Raw genomic sequence first — 23199 nt, 5'->3', positions numbered from 1 at the left:
AGTTGATTGTGATGCGTTATTGCGCTGCGCCGTGGGCGGCGGCGTGCTGGGCAAAATACGCAGCGACGGTAGCAAGGAAGGCGTCTTTTTGCGCCTGCGGCAGGAAGGCGGCAATAAAACCGTTGCGCGCCAGGCGCTGCGCGTGGGACAGGCCCAGTGGCAGCGCGTCGAAGATGGCGTCGAAGTTATCGTTCATGTAGCCGCCGAAATACGCGGGGTCGTCCGAGTTCACCGTCACGAGCAGGCCGGCGTCGAGCAGTTGCACCAGATTATGCTCATGCATCTGGTCGAACACGCGCAGCTTGGTGTTCGACAAGGGGCAGACGGTCAGCGCGATCTGTTCGCGCGCCAGGCGGGCCGTCAGTTCCGCGTCTTCCAGGCAGCGCACGCCATGGTCGATGCGTTCGACTTGCAAGTCGTCGAGCGCCGTGCGGATGTAGGCTGGCGGACCTTCCTCGCCCGCGTGGGCCACCAGGTGCAGGCCCAGCTCGCGGCAACGGGCAAACACGCGCGAAAATTTCTCGGGCGGGTTGCCCACTTCCGAGGAATCGAGGCCGATGCCGATGAATTTGTCGCGGTGCGGCAGCGCGTCTTCCAGGGTCTCGAACGCCTCTTCCTCGCTCAGGTGGCGCAGGAAACACAGGATCAGGGCCGCGCTGACGGGGCTGTCCTGGCAGGCGCGGTGAATGCCGTTGATCACGTCGGCAATCGGCACGCCGCGCGCCGTGTGCGTTTGCGGGTCGAAGAAGATTTCCGTATGCAGCACGTTATCGGCTTCGGCGCGGCGCAGATAGGCTTGCGTCATGTCATAGAAATCCTGCTCTTTCAAGAGCACGCTTGCGCCAGCGTAATAAATGTCGAGAAAAGACTGTAAATCCGTAAAAGCATAGGCGCTGCGCAAGTGTTCTACCGATTCATAGCCCAGCGGCACGCCATTGCGCGCGGCCAGTGCGAAAATCAGTTCTGGCTCCAGCGAGCCTTCGATATGGATATGCAACTCGGCCTTCGGCATGCCGCGGACGATCGCGCGCAATTGGGGGTTCATCATGGGTGTTCCTTATAGGGTGACGATAAAAGTGCTGGCACGCGCACGCACGGCGCGCAGGGCCATCAGACATGCAGGCATCTTAGCGCAAGATGGCCGGTCTCACCGGCGACAGCAGCGCCAAGGCTGGCACCGGCACGTGCTGGCGAATTGTCGTATGATGGTTTAAAAGGTACAAAAAGGTTCATCGCAATCGATGAAAAATTTGATGATTTATCCAATTAAATCAACAATTTACAAACAAGTATTAAGGATATGCTGACATATCTTTTGACTTCCTGATCCTTTAGAGCAATAATAAATTTCATGGGGTAATGGTAGGTGCAACAAGCGCTATCAACAGTGAAAAAAAGCCGGCTGGCCACGTCAGCGTACGGCATCAAGCGCCAGTTTTTTGGTCCGGGCAATCCGGACTCGCAAAGACACCCGGGCTTGAAACAACAATAAAAATCGGTACGGGGTACAGGAAAAGTTCAGACGGCGAGCCCAGGCGAGTGCCAGGCGGGCGGCCATGGTGACTGGCAGGACAGGTTTACATTAAAGGACATTGACATGACCATTTTTGATAACTATGCAGCACGCTACGAGCGCACCCGCGAAGAGGAAATGTCGCTCACCGAATACCTGGCCCTGTGCAAGAAGGACAAGCTGACCTATGCCAGCGCGCCCGAACGCATGCTGGCCGCCATCGGCGAGCCGCAACTGGTCGACACGCGCAACGACACGCGCCTGTCGCGCATCTTCGCCAACAAGGTGATCAAGATCTATCCCGCCTTCCGCGAGTTCTACGGCACCGAGGAAGTCATCGAGCAAGTCGTCTCGTATTTCCGCCATGCCGCGCAAGGGCTGGAAGAACGCAAGCAGATCCTGTATCTGCTGGGGCCTGTCGGCGGCGGCAAGTCGTCCATTGCGGAAAAACTCAAGTCGCTGATGGAGCACGTCCCCTTCTATTGCCTGAAAGGCTCGCCCGTCAACGAATCGCCGCTGGGCCTGTTCAACGAGCAAGAAGACGGCACCATCCTGGAAGAGGATTACGGCATCCCGCGCCGCTACCTGCGCAACATCCCCAGCCCCTGGGCCGTGAAACGCCTGCATGAATACAATGGCGACATCAACCAGTTCCGCGTCGTCAAGCGCTACCCGTCCGTGCTGAAACAGATCGCCATCTCGAAAACGGAGCCGGGCGATGAAAACAACCAGGATATTTCCTCGCTGGTGGGCAAGGTCGACATCCGCAAGCTGGAAGACTATGCGCAGGACGACCCGGACGCCTACAGCTATTCGGGCGGCCTGTGCCTGGCCAACCAGGGCTTGATGGAATTCGTGGAAATGTTCAAGGCACCGATCAAGGTGCTGCATCCGCTGCTGACGGCCACGCAGGAAGGCAATTACAAGGGCACGGAAGGTTTTGGCGCGATTCCGTTCGACGGCATCATCCTGGCCCACTCGAACGAGTCGGAATGGAAGACCTTTAAAAACAACCGCAACAACGAGGCCTTCCTTGACCGTATCTATATCGTCAAGGTGCCGTACTGCCTGCGCGTGACCGATGAAATCAAGATCTACGACAAGCTGGTGGCCAATTCCTCGCTCGTCAAGGCCCCGTGCGCGCCCGGCACCCTGCGCATGATGGCGCAGTTCGCCATCCTGTCACGGCTGAAAGACCCGGAAAACTCCAGCATTTTCTCGAAAATGCTCGTCTACGATGGCGAAAACCTCAAGGATACGGACCCGAAAGCCAAATCCATGCACGAATACGTCGATTATGCGGGCGTGGACGAGGGCATGAACGGCCTGTCGACGCGCTTTGCCTTCAAGATCCTGTCGAAAGTGTTCAACTTTGACAATTCCGAAGTGGCCGCCAATCCCGTGCACTTATTATATGTACTGGAACAGCAGGTCGAGCGCGAGCAGTTCGCGCCGGAACTCGAGCAGCGCTACTTCTCCTATATTAAAGAGCACCTGGCGCAGCGCTATGTGGAATTCATCGGCAAGGAGATCCAGACGGCGTACCTGGAAAGCTATTCGGAATACGGCCAGAACATCTTCGACCGCTACGTGACGTTTGCCGATTTCTGGATACAGGACCAGGAATACCGCGATCCGGACACGGGCGAAAGTTTTGATCGTGAATCGCTGAACAATGAACTCGAGAAGATCGAGAAGCCGGCGGGCATTTCCAATCCGAAAGACTTCCGCAATGAAATCGTGAACTTCGGGCTGCGCGCGCGGGCCTCGAACGGCGGCAAGAATCCCGCCTGGACCAGTTATGAAAAGTTCCGCACCGTGATCGAAAAGAAAATGTTCTCGAATACGGAGGAATTGCTGCCCGTGATTTCCTTCAATGCCAAGGCCAGCGCCGACGATGCCAACAAGCACGCCGACTTCGTCGCCCGCATGGTGGAAAAAGGCTATACGGCCAAGCAGGTACGCCTGTTATGCGAATGGTACTTGCGCGTACGCAAGTCATCCTAGCGCGGACAGCGGAGGCACGCTCCCGCCCGGCGACTGGCGGGGCGCGCAAGACGAGAGGCAAGGAGGCACCCTTTGACATACCTCATCGACAGGCGCTTGCAAAGCAAGAATAAATCCGCCGTCAACCGCGAGCGTTTCCTGCGGCGTTACAAGGGCCAGATCAAGGATGCCGTGGGGCGCGCCATCAAGGGGCGCTCGATCACGGACGTCGAGAATGGCGAAAAAGTCAGCATCCCCGTCAAGGACGTGGGCGAACCGTCGTTCGGCCACGCGCATGGGGGCGTATGGGAAGTGGTTAATCCCGGCAACAAGGAATACCTGAAAGGCGACCAGATCGCCCGGCCGAAAGGCGGCGGTGGCAGTGGGCGGGGCAAGGCGGGCAATAGCGACGAGACGACGGAAGACGACTTCATCTTCGAATTGTCGCGCGAAGAATTCATGAATTATTTCTTCGAGGACTTGGAATTGCCGCACATGGTGAAAACCCAGCTGACGGCCACCACGGAATTCAAGAACCAGCGCGCCGGCTACAATATGTCGGGCACGCCATCGAACATCCATGTGCTGCGTTCCCTGCGCGGCGCGCTGGGCCGGCGCATCGCCGTCGGCGGCGGCGCCCGCAAGCAGTTGGCGCAGGCCGAGGAAGACCTGGCCGCCCTGCTGCTCGACGGCGCCGCCGAGGACGACCCGCCGGTGGTGGAACTGCGCCGCGTGATCCACCACCTGCACACGCGCCTGCTGGCCATCCCCTTCATCGATCCGTTCGACTTGCGCTACAGCAATCGCATCAAGGTGCCCAAGCCGATGACGCAAGCCGTCATGTTCTGCATCATGGACGTCTCCGGTTCCATGGACGAATCGCGCAAGGACACGGCCAAGCGCTTCTTCATCCTCTTGTATCTATTCCTCAAGCGCGCCTACGACAAGATCGAGGTGGTCTTCATCCGCCACCATACGGCGGCGGCGGAAGTGGACGAGCATGAATTCTTCAATTCGCGCGAGTCGGGCGGCACCGTGGTGTCGTCCGCCCTGCACTTGCTCAATACCATCATCGACGAACGCTATGGCGCCGGGCAATGGAACAGCTATGTGGCGCAGGCGTCCGACGGCGATAACTGGGACAACGATTCCGTGCTGTGCCGCCAGTTGCTGATCAACACCATCCTGCCCAAGGTGCAGTACTACACCTATGTCGAGATCACCGACGGCCCGCAGCAAAACCTGTGGGAGCAATATGCGGGCGTGCTCGACCATCACGCCCATTTCGCCATGCAAAAGATCGTCACGCCGGCCGATATCTACCCGGTCTTCCGCGAACTGTTCAAGAAACAGGTGAAATGATGAGTGCAGCCTTTGACCGCGCCAGCAACACTCCAGGCGAACCGTTCGTGCGCCTGCGCCACCCGAACGCCCTGCCCGAGCAGTCGGAATGGACGTTCGAACTGATCGAGCAAATCCACGAGGAAATCCGCAGAGTGGCGAAGCAGTTCGGCCTGGACACCTATCCGAACCAGCTGGAAATCATCACGGCCGAGCAAATGATGGATGCCTACACCTCGGTCGGCATGCCTGTCTCGTACAACCACTGGTCGTTCGGCAAACATTTTCTTTCCACCGAAAAAAGCTACAAGCGGGGCCAGATGGGCCTGGCCTACGAGATCGTCATCAACTCGAACCCGTGCATCGCCTATTTAATGGAGGAAAACAGCCTGACCATGCAGTCGCTGGTGATCGCGCATGCGGCCTACGGCCACAACTCCTTCTTTAAAGGCAACTATCTGTTCCGCGCCTGGACGGATGCGGACGCCATCATCGACTATATGGTGTTTGCCAAGAATTACATCGCCGAATGCGAGCAGCGCCATGGCGTCGATGCGGTGGAATTGCTGCTCGACTCTTGCCACGCCATCCAGAACTATGGTGTGGACCGCTACAAGCGCCCGGCGAAACTGTCGATGGCGAAGGAATATGCGCGCCAGAAAGAGCGCGAAGCGTATGTGCAGTCGCAGATCAACCAGCTGTGGCGTACCCTGCCCCGGCGCGAGGATGACGAGGACGAGGATGAGCAGCGCAAGGCCGCCCCCCGCTTCCCGCCCGAAGCCGAGGAAAACCTGCTGTACTTTATAGAGAAGTACGCGCCGCTGCTGGAACCGTGGCAGCGCGAGATGGTGCGCATCGTGCGCAAGATTTCCCAGTATTTCTATCCGCAGCGGCAAACCCAGGTCATGAACGAGGGTTGGGCCACCTTCTGGCACTACACGATATTGAACCAGCTGTATGACGAAGGCGTGGTGGGCGACGGCTTCATGATGGAATTCCTGAAAAGCCATACCAACGTGGTCTACCAGCCGCCCATCGACAGCCCGTATTACAGCGGCATCAACCCGTATGCGCTGGGTTTTGCCATGATGAGCGACATCCGCCGCATCTGCGAGCATCCGACGGACGAAGACCGCGCCTGGTTCCCCGACATTGCCGGCAGCGACTGGCGCAAGAGCCTGGACTTTGCCATGCGCAATTTCAAGGATGAAAGCTTCATCGCCCAGTATCTGTCGCCGCGGCTGATCCGCGAATTCCATTTCTTTGCCGTCCTCGACGACGACAAGAATGAAAAACTGGCCATTTCCGCCATCCACGACGATGCCGGCTATCGCTACGTGCGCCAGCAGCTGGCCGAGCAGTACAACCTGGGCAACCGCGAGCCGAACATCCAGGTCTGGTCCGTGAATACGCGCGACGACCGCGCATTGACCCTGCGCCACACGCAATTCCAGCGCCGCCCGCTGAACCAGCAGGCAGCCGAAGTGCTCAAGCACGTGGCACGGCTGTGGGGCTTCGATGTCCACCTCGATACGGTCGATCCGCAAGGCGTCGTCCTGGGTACGCTGAATTGCCGGCGCGAGAAGCGCAACCGGCGCGACGATGCGCCGGCACGGCCATAAGTAATCTTCTTGGCAATTATTTTAGCAAGAACATAAGCGCATCCTATGCCGCCATAGGAATTCCGTATGGCCTGGCGACGTCGAAACGGCTGCCGGGAGCGTCTTTTTTGACCTGGGTGAAGTTCCTTTCGCACCCGATTGGTGCGCGCGTATGGCGAAGTGGTCTGGTTCAGAGGCAAAATATTCCCTATGGGAAATATTTTTCTCCAAATTTAGCGGTTTCCATATTGATTATCACGAAATATAATTCCGTCATATGGGCACATCGGAGAACTTAGCAGTAGTCGCCCAAAACGGCTGTAAAAAACCGATAAGACCGCCTTTTTTTATGTCCGAAAGCGTGCAAAGATGACATAAGCAAGTACGTTTTCAGGGCGCAAAAGCGCCAAAAATTTAACCGGTTTTAGGCGTTAAAAATCTGTGTAAAATAAAGAATTCGTATGTATAATTCGGCGACGTCCCGGATACGGCTGGAGCTTTGTGTCGTCATTTTGGGGTTCAGTTGCAAGACAAGAGATGGTATTTGGAGAAAGCAGGCATGAATTTTTCGAACGAGAAAAGTCCCAAGAACTACACAGGCATCACTATCGTTGTCCTGCTGCACGTTCTCGCGGCTTACGGGATCGTGACGGGCTTGGGCAAGCGGTTGGTCACCAAAATGATGGAACCGGTTGAAACCAAGATTATCGAGGAAGTCAAACCGCCTCCACCGAAGGATCTTCCACCGCCACCACCGCCGCCAGAAATGAAAGCGCCACCGCCGCCATTCATTCCGCCAGTCGAGGTGAACGTGCAGCAGCCGCCACCACAGCAGAACGTGATTGCAAATACGACTGCCGTGAAGCCAGCCACGAATGTATTGGCACCGCCAGCGCCGCCTGCACAGCCTACGCCAACTCCTGGACCAGCCAAATCGGTGCGTACACCGGCCGTGGTTGACTTCAGTGTCTGCGAAAAACCGGCTTATCCAAAGTCGTCGCAGCGCAACGAGGAAACCGGTGTGGTGACACTGTCGTTCCTGATCGGTGTGGACGGCAAGGTCGCTGATTCGAAGATCGTGAAGTCCAGCGGCTTCAGAGACCTGGACAAAGCTGCGGTGCAAGGTATCAGCCGCTGTACATTTAAGCCGGCAACAGTTGACGGCAAGCCGGAACAAGGCTGGCAGCAAATGCAATACGTTTGGTCGCTGGATTAAAACCCGAGACAGTTATCCCCTGTCTCACACCATGATTTCGTTGTCATTACGTTCAGCGATCTGTTATTTTTAATTTTGGAGGAAGCATGTTTAAGAATACCCGTTTGTCCGCATTTTTTGCCGCGGTTCTGTTGTCCGTCACCGCTACTACCGCTCTGGTAGCAGCTCCGGCATTCGCTGACGCGCCAGCATCGGCTGCCGCTTCGGCTCCTGCGGCAGACGCTGCACCAGCACCAGTTGCCGCAGATGCAGCCGCTCCAGCAGCAGACGCAGCAGCTCCAGCCGCTGACGCAGCAGCTCCAGCCAAAACCGAAGAAGTGCACAACCCGTTCGGCCTGCAAGCAGTGTGGGACGGCGGCTTCGTGCCACGCGCTACCCTGATCATCATGGTCATCATGTCGATCGGCACCTGGTACATCATCATCACCAAGCTGATCGATCAAATGAAGATCTTCAAGCAAGCCAAAGAAGCCGCTGCCAAATTCTGGAAAGCTCCTTCGATCGCTGCTGGTTCGGCAACCCTGGAAGAAGGTTCGCCATTCCGCTTCATCGCTGAATCGGGCACCAAGGCAACCGCGCACCATGACGGCGCCCTGCTGGAACAAATCGATCTGTCGACCTGGGTGACGATGTCGATCCAGCGCGCTTCGGACAAAGTTCAATCGCGTCTGCAAGATGGCCTGTCGTTCCTGGCAACCGTTGGTTCGACCGCACCGTTTATCGGTCTGTTCGGTACCGTTTGGGGTATTTACAACGCACTGACCGCTATCGGCATGACCGGTAACGCATCGATCGACAAAGTGGCAGGTCCAGTTGGTGAAGCACTGATCATGACCGCTTTCGGTCTGCTGGTCGCCGTTCCTGCCGTTCTGGGTTACAACTGGTTGGTGCGTCGTAACAAGACCGCAATGGAAGACATCCGCTCGTTCAGCGCCGACGTTCACTCGGTACTGATTTCCGGCGCCATGTCGACCAGCGAAGCTGGCCGTGCTGCCGGCGCTAAAAAGATCGGATAAGTCATGTCGATGTCCGTCGGCTCCGACAGCGGAGATGAAGATCAAGTAATGTCAGAAATCAACACGACGCCGCTCGTCGACATCATGTTGGTTTTGCTGATCATTTTCTTGATTACGAGTCCGGTTGTCCTCAAGCTGCAGCAAATCAGTCTGCCGATTGAGGCCAATCAAGCCCTGCAAACCAAGCCAGAGAACGTTAACATCGTTGTTAACAAGGACGGCGAGATTTACCTGGGCCAGACCAGACTGAAAGACACGAACGAACTGTTCGATTATCTTAAAGTTGAAGCAGTGAAAGTACCGCAGCCGGAAGTACACGTTCGTGGCGACCAAGAAACACGCTACGAATCGATCGGCCGGGTTATTTACACGACCCAACGTGCCGGGATCCAGAAGGTCGGCTTCATCACCGAACCACCTGACAAGGGCTGATAGCGGCTGGCAGCGGCGTCCCGGCAACAGGGGGATGCCGCTGCCGGAAGCTGACCGGGCGGCAGTTTCGCCCGGTGCTTCGTTGGACTTCTTAAAGGAAACACTATGAGTATGAATGTCGGTTCGGGAAGCGCAGCAGGCGCGGATCCGGAACCAATGATGGAACTGAACATGACGCCCCTCATCGACGTGATGCTGGTGCTGATTATCATGTTGATCATCACGATTCCTAAGCAAAACCACTCGGTGAACCTGAACATGCCGGTCGGCACCCCGCCGCCACCGACAACCGAACCAGTGGTCGTCACGATCGATGTCGATTTTGATGGCACTATCTTGTGGGACAATCAGGTCGTACCTGATCGTAATACGCTGGAAGCCAAGCTGAGCAACGTTGCTGCGCAAGCAGACCAGCCAGAAGTGCATCTGCGTCCTAACAAGCTGGTGGAATACAAAGTCGTCGCCGGTGTGATGGCGTCGGCGCAGCGTCTGGGCGTGACCAAAATCGGTCTGGTCGGCAACGAGCAATTCCAGTAAGCTGTAGCAATCAGGTTATCTTTACATCCGAATAGGCAGGACTTCCTGCCTATTCGCTTTTTACTGAAAGACTTTCTTATGTCCAAGTTTCGTCTCGCTCATCTCGGCCTCGTCATGGCCGCTATCGGTTTTACCGCAGCAACTCCCGTAATCGGCCTGGGCTCGCTGGCATACGCCGCGGACACCGTGCGTGCCGAAGTGGGCAAGCCACTGCAAGAAGCGCAAAAACTCGCTAGCAGCGGCAAAAACAAGGAAGCGCTGGCCAAGCTGCGCGAAGCTGACAGCGTCGGCGGCAAGACCGCCTTTGAAAGCTACCAGATCGAGCGCGTGCGCGCCTCGGCCGCCGCTGCCTCCGGCGATAACGGCACCGCCATCAAGGCTTTCGAAGCCGTCATCAATTCCGGCCGCCTGAGCGCCGCCGAAGCCCCCAAATTCACGCAAGCGCTGGCAGGCATGTACTACCGCGCCAAGGACTGGCCGAACACCATCACCTGGATCAAACGCTCGCTGAAAGACCGCGAAGATCCACAGATGCGCGAACTGCTGATCCAGACCTACTACGTCAGCGGCAATTACGCCGAAGCGGCCAAAGAACTGCAAGCGCGCGGCGGCAACTCGGAAGCGAGCCTGCAAATGCTGGCCAACATCCAGTTGAAGCAAAACGACAAGGCCGGCTATGTGGCCACCCTGGAAAAACTGGCATCGAGCTATCCGAAGACCAGCTACTGGGCCGACCTGCTGAACCGCGTTTCGGGCAAACCTGGCTTCTCGCAACGCCTGAGCCTGGACGTCCAGCGCCTGCGCCTGGCCAACGGCCTGTTCACCAAGCCGTCCGAATACATGGAAATCAGCCAGCTGGCCCTGCAAGCAGGCAATCCAGGTGAAGCATTGAGCATCATCGAGCAGGGCTACAAAAAAGGCGTGCTGGGCACCGGCGCCGATGCGCCGCGTCACCAGCGCCTGAAAGACCTGGCCCTGAAAACCCAGGCCGACCTGAAAGCCAGCGCCGCCAAGTCGGAAGCGGAATACGTCAAGAACAAGGACGCCGACAGCTTGAGCAAGCTGGGCTTCGCCCTGGTCTACGATGGCCAGGCCGACAAGGGCCTGGGCTTGATGAACGATGCCGTGAAAATGGGCACCGCCAAGTACGCGGAAGAAGCCAAGCTGCATCTGGGCATCGCGTACATGCACGCCGGCAAGAAGGCCAATGCCACGACAGCGTTCAAGGCCGTCAAGGGCACGGATGGCGCGGCAGACCTGGCCCGTTACTGGACCCTCATGAACAAGTAAGACAACACGTCCAGGGCGTTGTTGCCGCGTCTCGCCGTACATTCGTACTGTCTTCGACGCGGCGCCTAGCCCTGAACATGTTGTCAAGCCGTTAGTTCCCGAAAAGCGTTGCCAGCACACCCGCCGGCAACGCTTTTTGTTATTTCAGCAGTGAAATTCACCCTGCGCCAGCCCTGCCGGGTGTGCATCCCTGAAACAGTCCGTATAATCCCCCTTTTGGCACAGTTTTCATCAGATTCCTATGAAGGTATTCCGCGGACTTCCCAATGCCCAGGCACGAGCGCCTTGCGCTCTGACCATCGGCAATTTTGACGGTGTCCACATCGGCCATCAAGCCTTGCTGGCGCGCGTGCGCGGCGCGGCGACCGAACTCGGCATTGAAGCGGCCGTGATGACGTTCGAACCGCACCCGCGCGAATTCTTCGCGCAGCGCGCGGGCGACCTGTCGAAGGCGCCGCAGCGCATCGCCAACCTGCGCGACAAGCTGCAATCGCTGGACGACGCCGGCATCGACAGAGTCGTCGTCGAGCACTTCAGTGCGCAATTTGCCGCCTTGACGCCGCAGGAATTCACGCAAAAAGTCCTCGTCGACGGCTTGCACGTGAAATGGCTGATGGTCGGTGACGATTTCTGCTATGGCGCCCGGCGCGCCGGCGACGTCGCCATGCTGCAGGAAGCGGGCCGCGAACATGGTTTCCACGTAGAAACATTACCTACCGTCATGAATGGCAGCACGCGCATCTCGTCGTCGGCCGTGCGCCTGGCCCTGGCCGCCGGCGATTTCCCGCTGGCCACGCAGTTGCTGGGCCACCCGTACGCCATTTCCGGCCATGTGATCCACGGCCAGAAGCTGGGCCGCACCCTGGGTTTTCCCACTCTGAACCTGCGCGTGGCGCACCGTCCGGCCCTGTCCGGCGTCTTCATCGTGCAAGTGCACGGCCTGGCGTCGCAAGCGCTGCCCGCCGTGGCCAGCCTGGGCGTGCGCCCGACCGTCGACGACAGCGGCCGCGTCTTGCTGGAAGTGCATCTGTTTAATTTCAATCAATCCTGTTACGGCAAGCTGGTACGCGTGGAGTTTTTGCAAAAGCTGCGCGACGAAGAAAAGTATGACGACTTGCCCACCCTGACGGCCGCCATCGAGCGCGACTCGAACCAGGCGCGCGCCTATTTTGAGCAGCGCAGCGGTGCTATTACCGCTACCGACCGAATTTGACGCCGGCCAACTCCGCCGCCTGGCGGCGCCTGCCGCCGCAAACCCGCTACAAAAATAGACTCCATACCATTAAAGAAGATTATGTCCGATCAAAACAAGCCAGCCACGCCCAAGCAGAACAAGAAGCCTGAAAGCAAATACCCGGTCAACATGACGGAAACCCCGTTCCCGATGCGCGGCGACATGGCCAAGCGCGAACCGCAATGGGTACAGCAATGGCAAGACAAGAAGATTTACGAGCGCGTGCGCAAGGCTGCCGCCGGCCGTCCTAAATTCATCCTGCATGATGGTCCGCCGTACGCGAATGGCGACATCCACCTGGGCCACGCCGTCAACAAGATCCTCAAAGACATGGTCGTCAAATCGCGCTCGCTGGCCGGCTTCGACGCGCCGTATGTACCGGGCTGGGATTGCCACGGCATGCCGATCGAGATCCAGATCGAAAAACTGCACGGCAAGAACCTGCCGACGGCCGAAGTGCTGGAAAAGGCCCGCGCCTACGCCAACGTGCAGGTCGAGCGCCAGAAGAAGGATTTCATCCGCCTGGGCGTACTGGGTGAGTGGGACAACCCGTACCTGACCATGGCGCACGGCAATGAAGCCGACGAGTTGCGCGCGCTGGGCAAGTTGCTGGAAAAAGGCTATGTCTACCGTGGCCTGAAGCCCGTTAACTGGTGTTTTGATTGCCAGTCGGCGCTGGCGGAAGCTGAAATCGAATACGAAAACAAACGCGATCCGGCCATCGATGTCGGCTTCAAGTTCGCCGAATTCGACAAGCTGGCCAAAGCCTTCAATCTGCCGACACTGCCGACCGAAAACGGCTTCGTCGTCATCTGGACCACCACGCCTTGGACCATCCCGTCGAACCAGGCACTGAACGTCCATCCTGAATTGAAATACGCGCTGGTCGAAACCTCGCGCGATGGCCAGCCTTTGCTGCTGATTCTGGCGCAAGACCTGGTCGAATCCTGCCTGGCGCGCTTCAAGCTCGATGGCACGACGATCGCCACCTGCGACGGCGCCGCGCTGGAAGGCATCAGCTTCCGCCATCCGCTGCACGCGTCGGATGCTTTCTACGACCGCCTGTCACCGATGTACCTGGCCGATTACGTGACCGCCGAAAGCGGCACGGGCGTGGTGCACTCGGCGCCCGCGTATGGCGTGGACGACTTTATCTCGTGCAAGGCGCACGGCATGAAGGACGACGACATCATCAAGCCCGTCATGGGCGACGGCAATTACGTTTCGACCTTGCCGCTGTTCGGTGGCATGAGCATCTGGGATGCTTCCAAGCCGATCTGCGCCGCCCTGAAAGAAGCGGGCGCCCTGTTCGAAGTCAAGATGTTCGACCACAGCTACATGCACTGCTGGCGTCACAAAAAGCCTGTCATCTACCGCGCCACCTCGCAGTGGTTCGCCGGCATGGACGTGACGCCGAAGGACGGCGGCGCGACCCTGCGCGAGACGGCCTTGAAAGGCATCGCCGAGACCGAGTTCTTCCCGGACTGGGGCCAGGCGCGCCTGCACGGCATGATCGCCAACCGTCCCGACTGGACCCTGTCGCGCCAGCGCCAGTGGGGCGTGCCGATGGCTTTCATCGTGCACAAGGAAACGGGCGACCTGCATCCGCGCACGCCGGAACTGCTGGAGCAAGTAGCCAAGCTGATCGAAAAAAACGGCATCGAGGCATGGCAGGCGCTGGACTTGAAAGAACTGATCGGCGACGAAGCGGCCATTTACGCCAAGAACAAGGACACGCTGGACGTATGGTTCGATTCCGGCGCCACGCACCAGACGGTGCTGGGCGGCCCGCAAGGCCATGGCTCGCACTCGACGCAGCTGCAATTCCCGGCCGACCTGTACCTGGAAGGTTCGGACCAGCATCGCGGCTGGTTCCACTCGTCCCTGCTGGTATCGTCGATGCTGAATGGCCGTCCGCCGTATAAAGCCCTGCTGACGCACGGCTTCACGGTCGATGGCGAAGGCAAGAAGATGTCTAAATCGCTGGGCAACACCCTGGCGCCGCAAAAGATCTCGGACACCCTGGGCGCCGACATCCTGCGCCTGTGGATCGCCTCGACCGACTACACGGGCGAGCTGTCGATCTCCGACGAGATCCTGAAACGCGTGACGGAAGCGTACCGCCGCATCCGCAACACCTTGCGCTTCCTGCTGGCCAACACCTCGGACTTCAATCCGGCCACGGACGCCGTGCCGGTGGCGGAGATGTTCGAAATCGACCGCTATGCGCTGGCCAACATGGCCTCGCTGCAAACGCAGATCGAGAACAACTACGCACGCTACGAATTCCAGCCGGTGGTGTCGAAGCTGCAGACGTACTGCTCGGAAGACCTGGGTGGCTTCTACCTGGACATCCTGAAGGACCGTTTGTACACCTCCGGCTTGAGCTCGCACGCGCGCCGCTCGGCACAGACGGCCCTGTGGCATATCACGCAAAGCCTGCTGCGCCTGATGGCGCCGGCCCTGTCGTTCACGGCCGAAGAGGCGTGGGCCGTCTTCGCCGGCGCGGACGCTTATGCAGCCAGCGATGAAACCATCTTCACGCAAACCTGGTGGCAGCTGCCGGAAGTGTCGGATGCGGCCGACCTGCTGGAGAAATACACGGCCCTGCGCGCTGTGCGTACGGACGTCACAAAACAGCTGGAAGACTTGCGCACCTCGGGCGCCATCGGCTCCTCGCTGCAGGCGGAACTGACGATCAAGGCCGCGCCGATGAAGTACAAGCTGTTGACCACCCTGGGCGAGGACTTGAAATTCGTCTTCATCACCTCGCAGGCCACCGTTGCCGAAGTAGCCGACGAAGCGGCAGAGGAAATCGTCGTGGCCGCGTCGACGGCGCCGAAGTGCGAGCGCTGCTGGCACTACCGTGCGGACGTGGGCACGGACGCCGCGCATGCTACCCTGTGCGGCCGCTGCGTCAGCAACCTGTTTGGTGCGGGCGAGAAACGCCGCTTCGCCTAAAAACGGTGCGGGACAGGTTCCCGCACCGCTTCCCACCGCCGCTGCCCGCAAGAGTAGCGGCGGCTTTATCTTCCCTGGAAAAATATGGCCACTAAAAACCGTTTTTCATCGAAATCGTCCTCCTCAGCGTCGCTGGTACCCTGGCTGGGCATTGCCGCCATCGTCATCCTGTTCGACCAGATCACCAAGATCACGATCCTGAAGACCTTCCGCTATGCGCAGGAAATGGTCATCACCTCGTATTTCAACCTGGTGCTCGCGTATAACAAGGGCGCCGCGTTCAGCTTCCTGTCCGACCAGGGCGGCTGGCAGCGCTATTTCTTCACCGCCATCGCCCTCGTGGCAGCCGTCTACATCATTTATTTGCTGAAAAAGCACGCCGGCCAGCGCATGTTCTGCTGGGCCCTGGCACTGATCCTGGGCGGCGCGCTGGGCAACGCCATCGACCGCCTGATGTACGGCCACGTGGTCGACTTCCTCGACTTCCACTGGAAAAGCTGGGGCCACTTCCCCGCCTTCAACATCGCCGACAGCGCCATCTGCATCGGCGCGGCCCTGTTCATCATCGATGAACTGCGCCGGGTAAACAAATAAACACGCAGGAGAACGGCATGGAATTGTCCGGCAAAAAAATCGTCCTGGGACTCTCGGGCGGCGTCGCCTGCTACAAGGCGGCGGAACTGTGCCGTGCCCTGACCAAGTCTGGCGCCTCGGTGCAGGTGGTGATGACGGATGCGGCCAGCCACTTCATCACGGCCGTGACGATGCAGGCCCTGTCGGGCCACCCCGTGCACACCAGCCAGTGGGATGCGCGCATCGATAACAACATGGCGCATATCGATTTGACGCGCCATGCGGATGCCATCCTGATCGCGCCGTGTTCGGCCGATTTTCTGCGTAAACTCGCGCACGGCGTGTGCGACGACCTGCTCTCGACCCTGTGCCTGGCCCGCCCGGCCCACCTGCCTTTGCTGGTGGCGCCGGCCATGAACGTGGAAATGTGGCAGAACCCCGCCACGCAGCGCAATGTGCAGCAGCTGCGCGACGACGGCATCAAGCTGTTCGGCCCTGCCGCCGGCGAACAGGCATGCGGCGAAACGGGACTGGGCCGCATGCTGGAACCGGAACAGCTGTTGACGGAGCTGATCGCCGCCTTCCAGCCGAAAGTCCTGGCCGGCAGGCGCGTTCTGGTCACGGCCGGTCCTACTTTTGAAGCCATCGACCCCGTACGCGGCATCACCAATCTGTCCTCGGGCAAGATGGGCTATGCGGTGGCGCGCGCGGCGCGCGAGGCGGGCGCCGAGGTGCTGCTCATTTCCGGCCCCACGGCCCTCGACGCGCCCTTCGGCGTGCGCCGCATCGATGTGCAAAGCGCGCAGCAGATGCACGATGCGGTACTGGCCCACGTCGACGGCCAGCATGTCTTTGTCGCCGTGGCCGCCGTGGCCGACTGGAGAGTCGCCAACGCCAGCGACCAGAAGATGAAAAAACAGGCCGACGGCTCCGTGCCCGAACTGCAGTTCGTGCAAAATCCCGACATCCTCGCCACCGTGGCGGCGCGCACCAACCTGGCCGGCTATCCCTACTGCGTCGGGTTTGCCGCCGAATCGGAAAATCTGGTGGAATTCGGCTCGACCAAGCGCGAGAAAAAAGGCATTCCTCTGCTGGTCGGCAATATCGGCCAGAACACCTTTGGCCAGGACGACAACACCATCATCCTGTTCGATGAAGAAGGCCATACCGTGCTGCCGCGCGCCTCGAAACTGAACCTGGCGCGCCAGCTGATTTCGGAAATTTCGAAGCGTATTGCCAAAAATTCGCTGCTCAAATAATCCCTTTAAACGACTTAGCTTAGTTAGTTAGATTAATGAAAAATATCGACATCAAGATCCTCGACGCCCGCATGCAAGAACTGCTGCCCGCCTACGCCACACCCGGCAGCGCCGGCCTCGATTTGCGCGCCTGCATAGACGAAGCCATCACCATCGAAGCGGGCCAGACGGTGCTCATTCCCACCGGCCTGGCCATCCACATCGGCGACCCGTCGTATGCGGCCATGATTTTGCCGCGCAGCGGCATGGGCCACAAAAACGGCATCGTATTGGGGAATCTGGTAGGCTTGATCGATTCCGATTACCAGGGCCAGCTGATGGTATCGACCTGGAACCGGGGCCAGAGCGCTTTCACGCTCAATCCCATGGAACGCCTGGCGCAGCTGATTATCGTGCCGGTGCTGCAAGTGGGCTTTAACGTCGTCGAGGAATTCGGCGACAGCGAACGCGGTGTTGGCGGTTTCGGCAGCACCGGAAAACATTAAGGAATTTCTTATGCCAGGTTTCCGCCATCTGATCTCAGCCCCGACTTCGCTGCGCCGATTGGCTACTCCCCTCCTGCTGGCCAGTGCGGCCATCCTCGCCGGCTGCACCACGCCGGCAACGAATGTCAGCGGCCCGTTCAACGTCGTGCCGGCGCCCGATGCGCCCGCGCCGACGGCGCAGCAAAAGGCAGCGCAGGAAGAACTGGTGAAGATGGTGGCGCTGCAGGACCGCCTGTCGAAAGTCTCGGCGCCCCTGCTGATCAACAATGCGGACCTGTGCAAGACGTATGCACGCAACCTGCTGGGCTTCACGGCGCAGAACAAGTATTCCTACCCTGGCATCTATGCCGATGCGGCGCAGGCAGCCCTCGGCTATGGCGAACAGATGCAGGTCTCGGGCGTGCTGCCTGGCAGCGGCGCCGCGCGCGCCGGCTTGCGCAAGGGCGACGGCTTGCTGGCTGCGGAAGGCAAGCCGCTGCCGGCCGGTCCCAAGGCGGAAGGTCCGTTCGGCGCCATCGTCGGCCCGCTGGCCTCGAAGAGCGCCAGCCTGAACATGACCATCGCCCGCGACGGCCAGCCGCAGGACCTGAAAATTCCCGTCACGCGCGCCTGCGCCTTCCGTGTCGCCCTGGGCAATGCGGACAATATCAACGCGTATTCGGACGGCGCGCGCATCATGCTCACGCGCGGCATGCTCAATGCGGCGCAAAACGACGAAGGCATCGCCTTCGTGATCGCCCGCGAAATGGCGCACAACATCCTCGATCACGCGCGCAGCCAGCGCACGGCCGGCACGGCCGGCAGCATCATCGACAGCCTGGGTGCCGTGCAGCCCGACGTATCGATGCTGACGGGCGCCGCCGGCATCAAGCCCATGCCGCAGGAACTCGACGTACAAGCCGATACCCTTGCCATCTACCTGCTGGCGCGCGCCGGCTACAACGTCGACAACGCCGCCCGCTTCTGGCAGCGCCTGGCCACGCAAGTGCCGGCGACAGTCGCCAACGGCTACACGGCCCTGCATCCGGGTACCAACTCACGCATGGCGGCCATCAACCGCGCCGTCACCGACGTGCGCGCCAAGCAGGCGGCCAAGAAGCCGCTGAAGCCTTAAGCACGGAGGCACCTGACAAAACCGGGTTTGCTCAGGCGCCCGGGAAGTTCGGGAAGTAGGTGCCCATAATCCAGGTCAGGGCGCCGCAGAACACCACGGCCAGAAACAGGACGATGAGCAGCTTGCCGAACTTGGGAATACCCTCTTCTTGCGTCTTGACTTCATTTGACATGAAAATTCTCCGCAGGGTGGTGGAGCAGGTAGTATATCCACAATCTTGAATACTTTTCCATACTTTGCCGCAAACATGCGGCATCACTCCCGCACCCCATGGACAGCATCGACCTTGAAGTTCTGAAAACCAGCGCCGCCTGGCTCGCTGCCGGGCACCGCTGCGAACTCGTCACCGTCGTCAAGACCTGGGGTTCCAGCCCCCGCCCCGTGGGCGCCACGCTGGCCATCTGCGACGATGGCACGGTGGTCGGTTCCGTCTCCGGCGGCTGTATCGAGGATGACCTGATCGACGCCGTCCGCACACACGGCATCGTGCGCACGCTGCCGGAAATCGTCAGCTACGGCATCAGCGCCGACGAGGCGCACCGCTTCGGCCTGCCCTGCGGCGGCACCATCGAACTGGCCATCGAGCCGCTGCATGCAGACAGCCGCGTGGCCGAACTGCTGGCGCGCCTGGCAGCGCATGAACTGGTCGAACGCCGCCTGGACTTGCACAGCGGCGCCGTCACCCTGCGCACCGCCGTGCCGGGCGCCGTGCTGGCCCTGCAAAACGCCGTGCTGACCACGCAGCACGGCCCGCGCTGGCGCTTGCTGATCATCGGCGCCAGCCAGCTGTCGCGCTTCGTGGCGCAAATCGCCATGGCCATGGATTACCACGTCATCGTCTGCGACCCGCGCGAAGAATATCGGGGCGGCTGGAACGTGCCCGGCGTACCCCTGCTGCACGCCATGCCCGACGACCTCGTGCTGGATTTAAAGCTCGACAGCCGCAGCGCCGTCGTCGCCCTCACGCACGATCCCAAGCTCGACGACCTGGCCCTGATGGAAGCGTTGAAATCCCCGGCTTTTTATGTCGGCGCCATCGGTTCGCGCGCGAATAACGCCAAGCGCCGCGAGCGGCTGTTGCAGTTCGACGTCAGCGCCGAACAGCTGGCACGCCTGCACGGCCCCATCGGCCTGTACATCGGCAGCAAGACGCCGGCCGAAATCGCCATTTCCATCCTGGCCGAACTGACGGCCGTCAAAAATGGCGTGCCCGACGCGCTGCAGATCCAGCACGCGGCCGCCTTGACGCCGCCCAACCCGGACCTCTGCGTGCGCTGAAGCCTGAAAGCAAGAAACAAGATGCGCCAGCGGCGCGCCCCTGCTACCTTCCCTGATTTTTGGCCACCATGACCCTGCTGCACTGGACCCTGCCCCTGCCCGCCGGCTACCGCCGCGACGATGTCATCGCCTTCCATAGCCGCGATGGCGAAGCCGTGGCGGAGCAAGTCACGCCGACGGGGCTGCGCAAGGGAATTTTGCTGTGCGGCGTGCCCGTGATACTGGACGTGGCCTTCAGCGACGATGCCGCCGTCTGCCGCGCCGAGATCGACGGCAGCGCCAGTGACGCTCTGCAAACGCCGCTGCACGGCGCCCTGCTCAACATCCTCGGCCTGCGCATCGACCCGCAGCCATTCGCGCAACTGGCCGCCGGCGACCCGCTGCTGGCGCCTTTGATCCGGCTCAACCCGGGCTTGCGCATCGTGCAATCGGCCAGCCCGTTCGAGGCGCTGACCTGGGCCATCATCGGCCAGCAGATCAACCTGTCGTTCGCCATTTCCCTGCGCCGCACGTTTATTCTGCAGGCGGGACGCCGGCACGGCAGCGGCTTGTGGTGCTACCCGGAGGCGCGCGACGTGGCGCGCCTGTCCGTCGAGGATTTGACCAGCCGCAAATTCTCGCGCGCCAAGGCGGAAACCGTGCTGCGCCTGGCGCGCCTGGTCGACGCGGGAACATTGTCGCTGGAGCTGCCCCCCTGCGGCGACGTGGCGGCCATTTCGCAGGCGCTGCTGGCCGTGAAGGGCATCGGCCCGTGGACCGTCAACTACGCGCTGCTGCGCGGCTACGGCTATGCCGACTGCTCGCTGCACGGCGACGTGGCCATCCGCGCCGCCCTGCAAAAGCTGCTCGGCGAAGTAACGAAACCTGACATGGCGCGCACGGAGCAGTGGCTGCGCCAGTATGCGCCGCACCGCACCATGGCCGCCGCCCACCTGTGGGCCAGCCTGCATGCGCCGGCAAAAAATATTTTGCCGGTGCGGGAATAAACGGCGAGTAGCATGCGTCTATCCCTTGCAAGCCCCCAAAACCTCAAGGAGACCATCATGCGCTTTACTACTTTTGCCGCCACCGCCCTTTTCACCGCCTTGTCCGCCCCGCTGGCCTTCGCCGCCGACGTCATGCCCGCCAATGGCATGCTGGTCAACGCCAGCGGCATGACCGTGTATGTGTTCGACAAGGATGTCGCCGACAGCGGCAAGAGCGCCTGCAGCGGCGGCTGCCTGGTCGCCTGGCCCGCCGTCATCGCCACTGACGCGACGCCCGCCGCCCCGTATGGCAGCATCAAGCGCGAAGACAACGGCGCCATGCAGCTGACCTACAAGGGCAAGCCCCTGTACCTGTACAAGGAAGACAAGAAGCCGGGCGATGTCGCCGGCGACAACTTCAAGAACGTGTGGCACGTCGTCAAGCCGTAAGCCCCCTCCTGCCGCCACGATGACCACGCCAGAGGACAGCCGCCAGCTGCAAGCCTGCCTGCCGGGCCTGCGCCGCTATGCGCGTGCGCTGGTGGGCGGACTGCAGGCGGACGACCTGGTGCAGGATACCGTGGAGCGTGCCTGGCGCAAGCTCGATCAATGGCAGCGCGGCGGCGAAATGCGGCCCTGGCTGTTCGCCATCATGCATAACCTGCACGTGGATCAGCTGCGCCGCCCCGGCCTGGCGCTGCAGGAGCTGGACGACGACAGCGTGCTGCCCGCCCCTGAGCGGGCGCCGGGGCAAGCCATCGCCATCGGCGAAATGGATGCGGCGCTGGCCCGCCTGCCGCTGGGGCAGCGCGAAGTGATCCTGCTGGTCGCGCTCGAACAAATGCCGTATGAGCAGGTGGCGGCCACCCTGGACATCCCCGTCGGCACCGTCATGTCGCGCCTGTCGCGCGGACGCGACAAACTGCGCACCCTGCTCGATGGCCGCCCTGCCGGCAGCCAGGGCAGCGGCCCTCCCACCCTGAAAGTCGTGAAATGACAATGCAAGCCATCAGCGAAGCGCAATTGCATGCCCTGGCCGACGGCGTCCTGCAGGAAGAGCAGCGCGCGGCCGTCGACGCCCACCTGCGCGCGCATCCGCAAGACGCCGCCAGGGTCGCTGCCTGGCGCGAGCAAAACCGGCAATTGCGCGCCCTGTTCGATCCCGTGCTGGACGAAGCCGTGCCGCCGGCGCTGTGGCAGGCAGCGGCCCCGCCGGCGGCCAATTACGCCTGGTACCGCCCCGCCATGCAGGCGGCAGCGGCCATCGTGCTGCTCATAGCAGGTGGCGCGGGAGGCTGGCTGCTGCGTGGCGGCGACAGCGTGACCGCCAGCGCCAGCCCGATCTCCCTGGCGCGCAGCGCCGCCATCGCTCATGCCGTCTACACGCCAGAAGTACGCCACCCAGTGGAAGTGGGGGTCGAACAAGAGGCGCACCTGGTGCAATGGCTGTCGAAACGCCTGGGCAGCAAATTGCAGCCGCCCGCGCTGTCGCCGCTCGGCTATCACTTGATCGGCGGGCGCCTGCTGCCCGGCGATGGCGACGGCCCCGTGGCGCAATTCATGTACGAAGAGGGCACTGGCAAGCGCCTGACCCTGTACGTGGCCAGGGAGCGGGCCGGCAAGCAGGAAACGGCATTCCGCTACACGCAGGAAAAGGACTTGGGCGTGTTTTACTGGATCGATGGCCAGATGGGTTACGCCCTGTCGGCCAGGCTGCCGAAAGCCGAGTTGGGAAAGATCGCCGACGCCGTGTATGCGCAGCTGGAGGCACATCGCTGAGCCACGGATAGCCGCTATTGCCGCGCCGGCGCGCGTCTGGACGTCAGCTGAGCGCGCGCCTCAGTTCCGCATAGGCGTCGATCAGCCGCTCCTTCGAATAGCCGCGATTGAGTCCACTCGGATTGGGCAAGATCCACGCGCGCACCCCGCCGAAGCGCTCTGGCTGTTCGCCCCAGTCCACCTGGCGTTGTCCCGTCATTGCCGCGTAGGCTGCCTTGCCCAGGAAGGCGATCCACTGCGGCTGCATCAATGCCAGTTTGTGCTGCAGGCCCGCCGCCGCCTGAGCGAATTCGTCCGTCCCCACCTGGTCCGCGCGGCTGGTCGGGCGCCCGACGGCCGCCGTCAAACCCAGACCGAAACCGAGCACGCTGGCATCGTCCTGCGGCGCCACCAAATGCGGCGTGAAGCCGGCCAGATGCAATACGGGCCAGAAGCGGTTGCCGCGGCCGAGAAAATGGTGGCCGGCGGCCGCCGCGTCCACACCGGGATTAAGGCCGCAAAAAACCACCTGCAAGCCGGGAGCCAGGATGTCGGGCAAGCCTTGCGTCGGGGCGATATGTGTCATGGAAAACTCCCAATACCAGGAGCCGCAGTATAGAAGAACTTGCGCAGACATGTG

General features: G+C 60.8%; 22 protein-coding genes. 19 read left to right on the top strand and 3 right to left on the bottom strand.

The window, feature by feature from the left end:
- Window positions 1-16: 16 nt before the first annotated feature.
- Window positions 17-1048, bottom strand: coding sequence for an adenosine deaminase (locus tag ACP7EG_RS00430; protein WP_426085978.1), 1032 nt, complete (start codon window positions 1046-1048; stop codon window positions 17-19).
- Between the two features lie 549 nt (window positions 1049-1597).
- Between ACP7EG_RS00430 and ACP7EG_RS00425 the strand changes: the two genes are divergently transcribed.
- From ACP7EG_RS00425 to ACP7EG_RS00360, 14 genes are all read left to right on the top strand, one after another.
- Window positions 1598-3520 carry a PrkA family serine protein kinase gene (locus ACP7EG_RS00425; protein WP_071075815.1) on the top strand — a complete coding sequence of 641 codons (1923 nt, stop codon included), beginning with the start codon at window positions 1598-1600 and terminating at the stop codon, window positions 3518-3520.
- Between the two features lie 72 nt (window positions 3521-3592).
- Window positions 3593-4861: a YeaH/YhbH family protein gene (locus tag ACP7EG_RS00420; protein WP_426085977.1), complete on the top strand. Its 1269-nt coding sequence runs from the start codon at window positions 3593-3595 to the stop codon at window positions 4859-4861.
- Window positions 4861-6462: a SpoVR family protein gene (locus tag ACP7EG_RS00415; protein WP_071076044.1), complete on the top strand. Its 1602-nt coding sequence runs from the start codon at window positions 4861-4863 to the stop codon at window positions 6460-6462. Before ACP7EG_RS00420 ends, ACP7EG_RS00415 begins: the two co-directional genes overlap by 1 nt.
- Before the next feature lie 538 nt (window positions 6463-7000).
- Entirely contained in the window at window positions 7001-7657 is a 657-nt protein-coding gene (locus tag ACP7EG_RS00410) for an energy transducer TonB (RefSeq protein ID WP_426085976.1), read from the top strand.
- 86 nt (window positions 7658-7743) lie between these two features.
- The gene (locus ACP7EG_RS00405; RefSeq protein ID WP_165829526.1) at window positions 7744-8673 is read left to right on the top strand and encodes a MotA/TolQ/ExbB proton channel family protein; all 930 of its coding nucleotides are present in this window, start codon (window positions 7744-7746) and stop codon (window positions 8671-8673) included.
- A 3-nt stretch (window positions 8674-8676) separates the two neighbouring features.
- Complete coding sequence (locus tag ACP7EG_RS00400) at window positions 8677-9105, top strand: ExbD/TolR family protein (protein ID WP_426085975.1); 429 nt, start codon at window positions 8677-8679, stop codon at window positions 9103-9105.
- Window positions 9106-9210: 105 nt separating this feature from the next.
- Window positions 9211-9642 carry an ExbD/TolR family protein gene (locus tag ACP7EG_RS00395; RefSeq protein ID WP_170840419.1) on the top strand — a complete coding sequence of 144 codons (432 nt, stop codon included), beginning with the start codon at window positions 9211-9213 and terminating at the stop codon, window positions 9640-9642.
- A 78-nt stretch (window positions 9643-9720) separates the two neighbouring features.
- The gene (locus tag ACP7EG_RS00390) at window positions 9721-10932 is read left to right on the top strand and encodes a hypothetical protein (RefSeq protein ID WP_426085974.1); all 1212 of its coding nucleotides are present in this window, start codon (window positions 9721-9723) and stop codon (window positions 10930-10932) included.
- Between the two features lie 241 nt (window positions 10933-11173).
- Window positions 11174-12145 carry a bifunctional riboflavin kinase/FAD synthetase gene (locus ACP7EG_RS00385; RefSeq protein WP_426085973.1) on the top strand — a complete coding sequence of 324 codons (972 nt, stop codon included), beginning with the start codon at window positions 11174-11176 and terminating at the stop codon, window positions 12143-12145.
- Between the two features lie 81 nt (window positions 12146-12226).
- A complete protein-coding gene (gene ileS, locus ACP7EG_RS00380; protein ID WP_426085972.1) occupies window positions 12227-15127 on the top strand; it encodes an isoleucine--tRNA ligase in 2901 nt (966 codons plus the stop codon).
- A gap of 84 nt (window positions 15128-15211) precedes the next feature.
- Window positions 15212-15721, top strand: a complete 510-nt coding sequence (gene lspA / locus ACP7EG_RS00375) for a signal peptidase II (protein WP_099762453.1) — start codon at window positions 15212-15214, stop codon at window positions 15719-15721.
- Window positions 15722-15738: 17 nt separating this feature from the next.
- Window positions 15739-16959: a bifunctional phosphopantothenoylcysteine decarboxylase/phosphopantothenate--cysteine ligase CoaBC gene (coaBC, locus tag ACP7EG_RS00370; RefSeq protein ID WP_426085971.1), complete on the top strand. Its 1221-nt coding sequence runs from the start codon at window positions 15739-15741 to the stop codon at window positions 16957-16959.
- Between the two features lie 35 nt (window positions 16960-16994).
- A complete protein-coding gene (dut, locus tag ACP7EG_RS00365) occupies window positions 16995-17444 on the top strand; it encodes a dUTP diphosphatase (protein ID WP_099762451.1) in 450 nt (149 codons plus the stop codon).
- 10 nt (window positions 17445-17454) lie between these two features.
- Entirely contained in the window at window positions 17455-18558 is a 1104-nt protein-coding gene (locus tag ACP7EG_RS00360) for a M48 family metalloprotease (RefSeq protein WP_426085970.1), read from the top strand.
- A 31-nt stretch (window positions 18559-18589) separates the two neighbouring features.
- Here ACP7EG_RS00360 and ACP7EG_RS00355 read toward each other — a convergent pair whose 3' ends face one another.
- Window positions 18590-18730: a hypothetical protein gene (locus ACP7EG_RS00355; RefSeq protein ID WP_162835767.1), complete on the bottom strand. Its 141-nt coding sequence runs from the start codon at window positions 18728-18730 to the stop codon at window positions 18590-18592.
- Window positions 18731-18828: 98 nt separating this feature from the next.
- On the opposite strand from ACP7EG_RS00355, the gene ACP7EG_RS00350 reads away from it, so the two are divergent.
- The 5 genes from ACP7EG_RS00350 (at window position 18829) to ACP7EG_RS00330 (ending at window position 22580) form a co-directional block, all read left to right on the top strand.
- Window positions 18829-19836, top strand: a complete 1008-nt coding sequence (locus ACP7EG_RS00350; protein ID WP_426085969.1) for an XdhC family protein — start codon at window positions 18829-18831, stop codon at window positions 19834-19836.
- A gap of 68 nt (window positions 19837-19904) precedes the next feature.
- On the top strand, window positions 19905-20822 hold the full coding sequence (locus ACP7EG_RS00345) for a DNA-3-methyladenine glycosylase family protein (RefSeq protein WP_426085968.1): 918 nt from the start codon (window positions 19905-19907) through the stop codon (window positions 20820-20822).
- A gap of 57 nt (window positions 20823-20879) precedes the next feature.
- Window positions 20880-21251, top strand: coding sequence for a COG4315 family predicted lipoprotein (locus ACP7EG_RS00340; RefSeq protein WP_426085967.1), 372 nt, complete (start codon window positions 20880-20882; stop codon window positions 21249-21251).
- Window positions 21252-21270: 19 nt separating this feature from the next.
- Window positions 21271-21798, top strand: a complete 528-nt coding sequence (locus tag ACP7EG_RS00335) for an RNA polymerase sigma factor (protein ID WP_426085966.1) — start codon at window positions 21271-21273, stop codon at window positions 21796-21798.
- The gene (locus tag ACP7EG_RS00330) at window positions 21795-22580 is read left to right on the top strand and encodes an anti-sigma factor family protein (protein ID WP_426085965.1); all 786 of its coding nucleotides are present in this window, start codon (window positions 21795-21797) and stop codon (window positions 22578-22580) included. The genes ACP7EG_RS00335 and ACP7EG_RS00330 overlap by 4 nt, the downstream gene beginning before the upstream one ends.
- 43 nt (window positions 22581-22623) lie before the next feature.
- Here the strand turns inward: ACP7EG_RS00330 and mug are convergent, their stop codons facing one another.
- Window positions 22624-23145: a G/U mismatch-specific DNA glycosylase gene (gene mug / locus ACP7EG_RS00325; protein ID WP_426085964.1), complete on the bottom strand. Its 522-nt coding sequence runs from the start codon at window positions 23143-23145 to the stop codon at window positions 22624-22626.
- Window positions 23146-23199: the final 54 nt, after the last annotated feature.

The organism is Janthinobacterium sp. PSPC1-1, from assembly GCF_049897625.1.
GTDB lineage: Bacteria > Pseudomonadota > Gammaproteobacteria > Burkholderiales > Burkholderiaceae_D > Janthinobacterium > Janthinobacterium tructae.
This window is presented reverse-complemented; position numbering and strand designations above follow the sequence as displayed.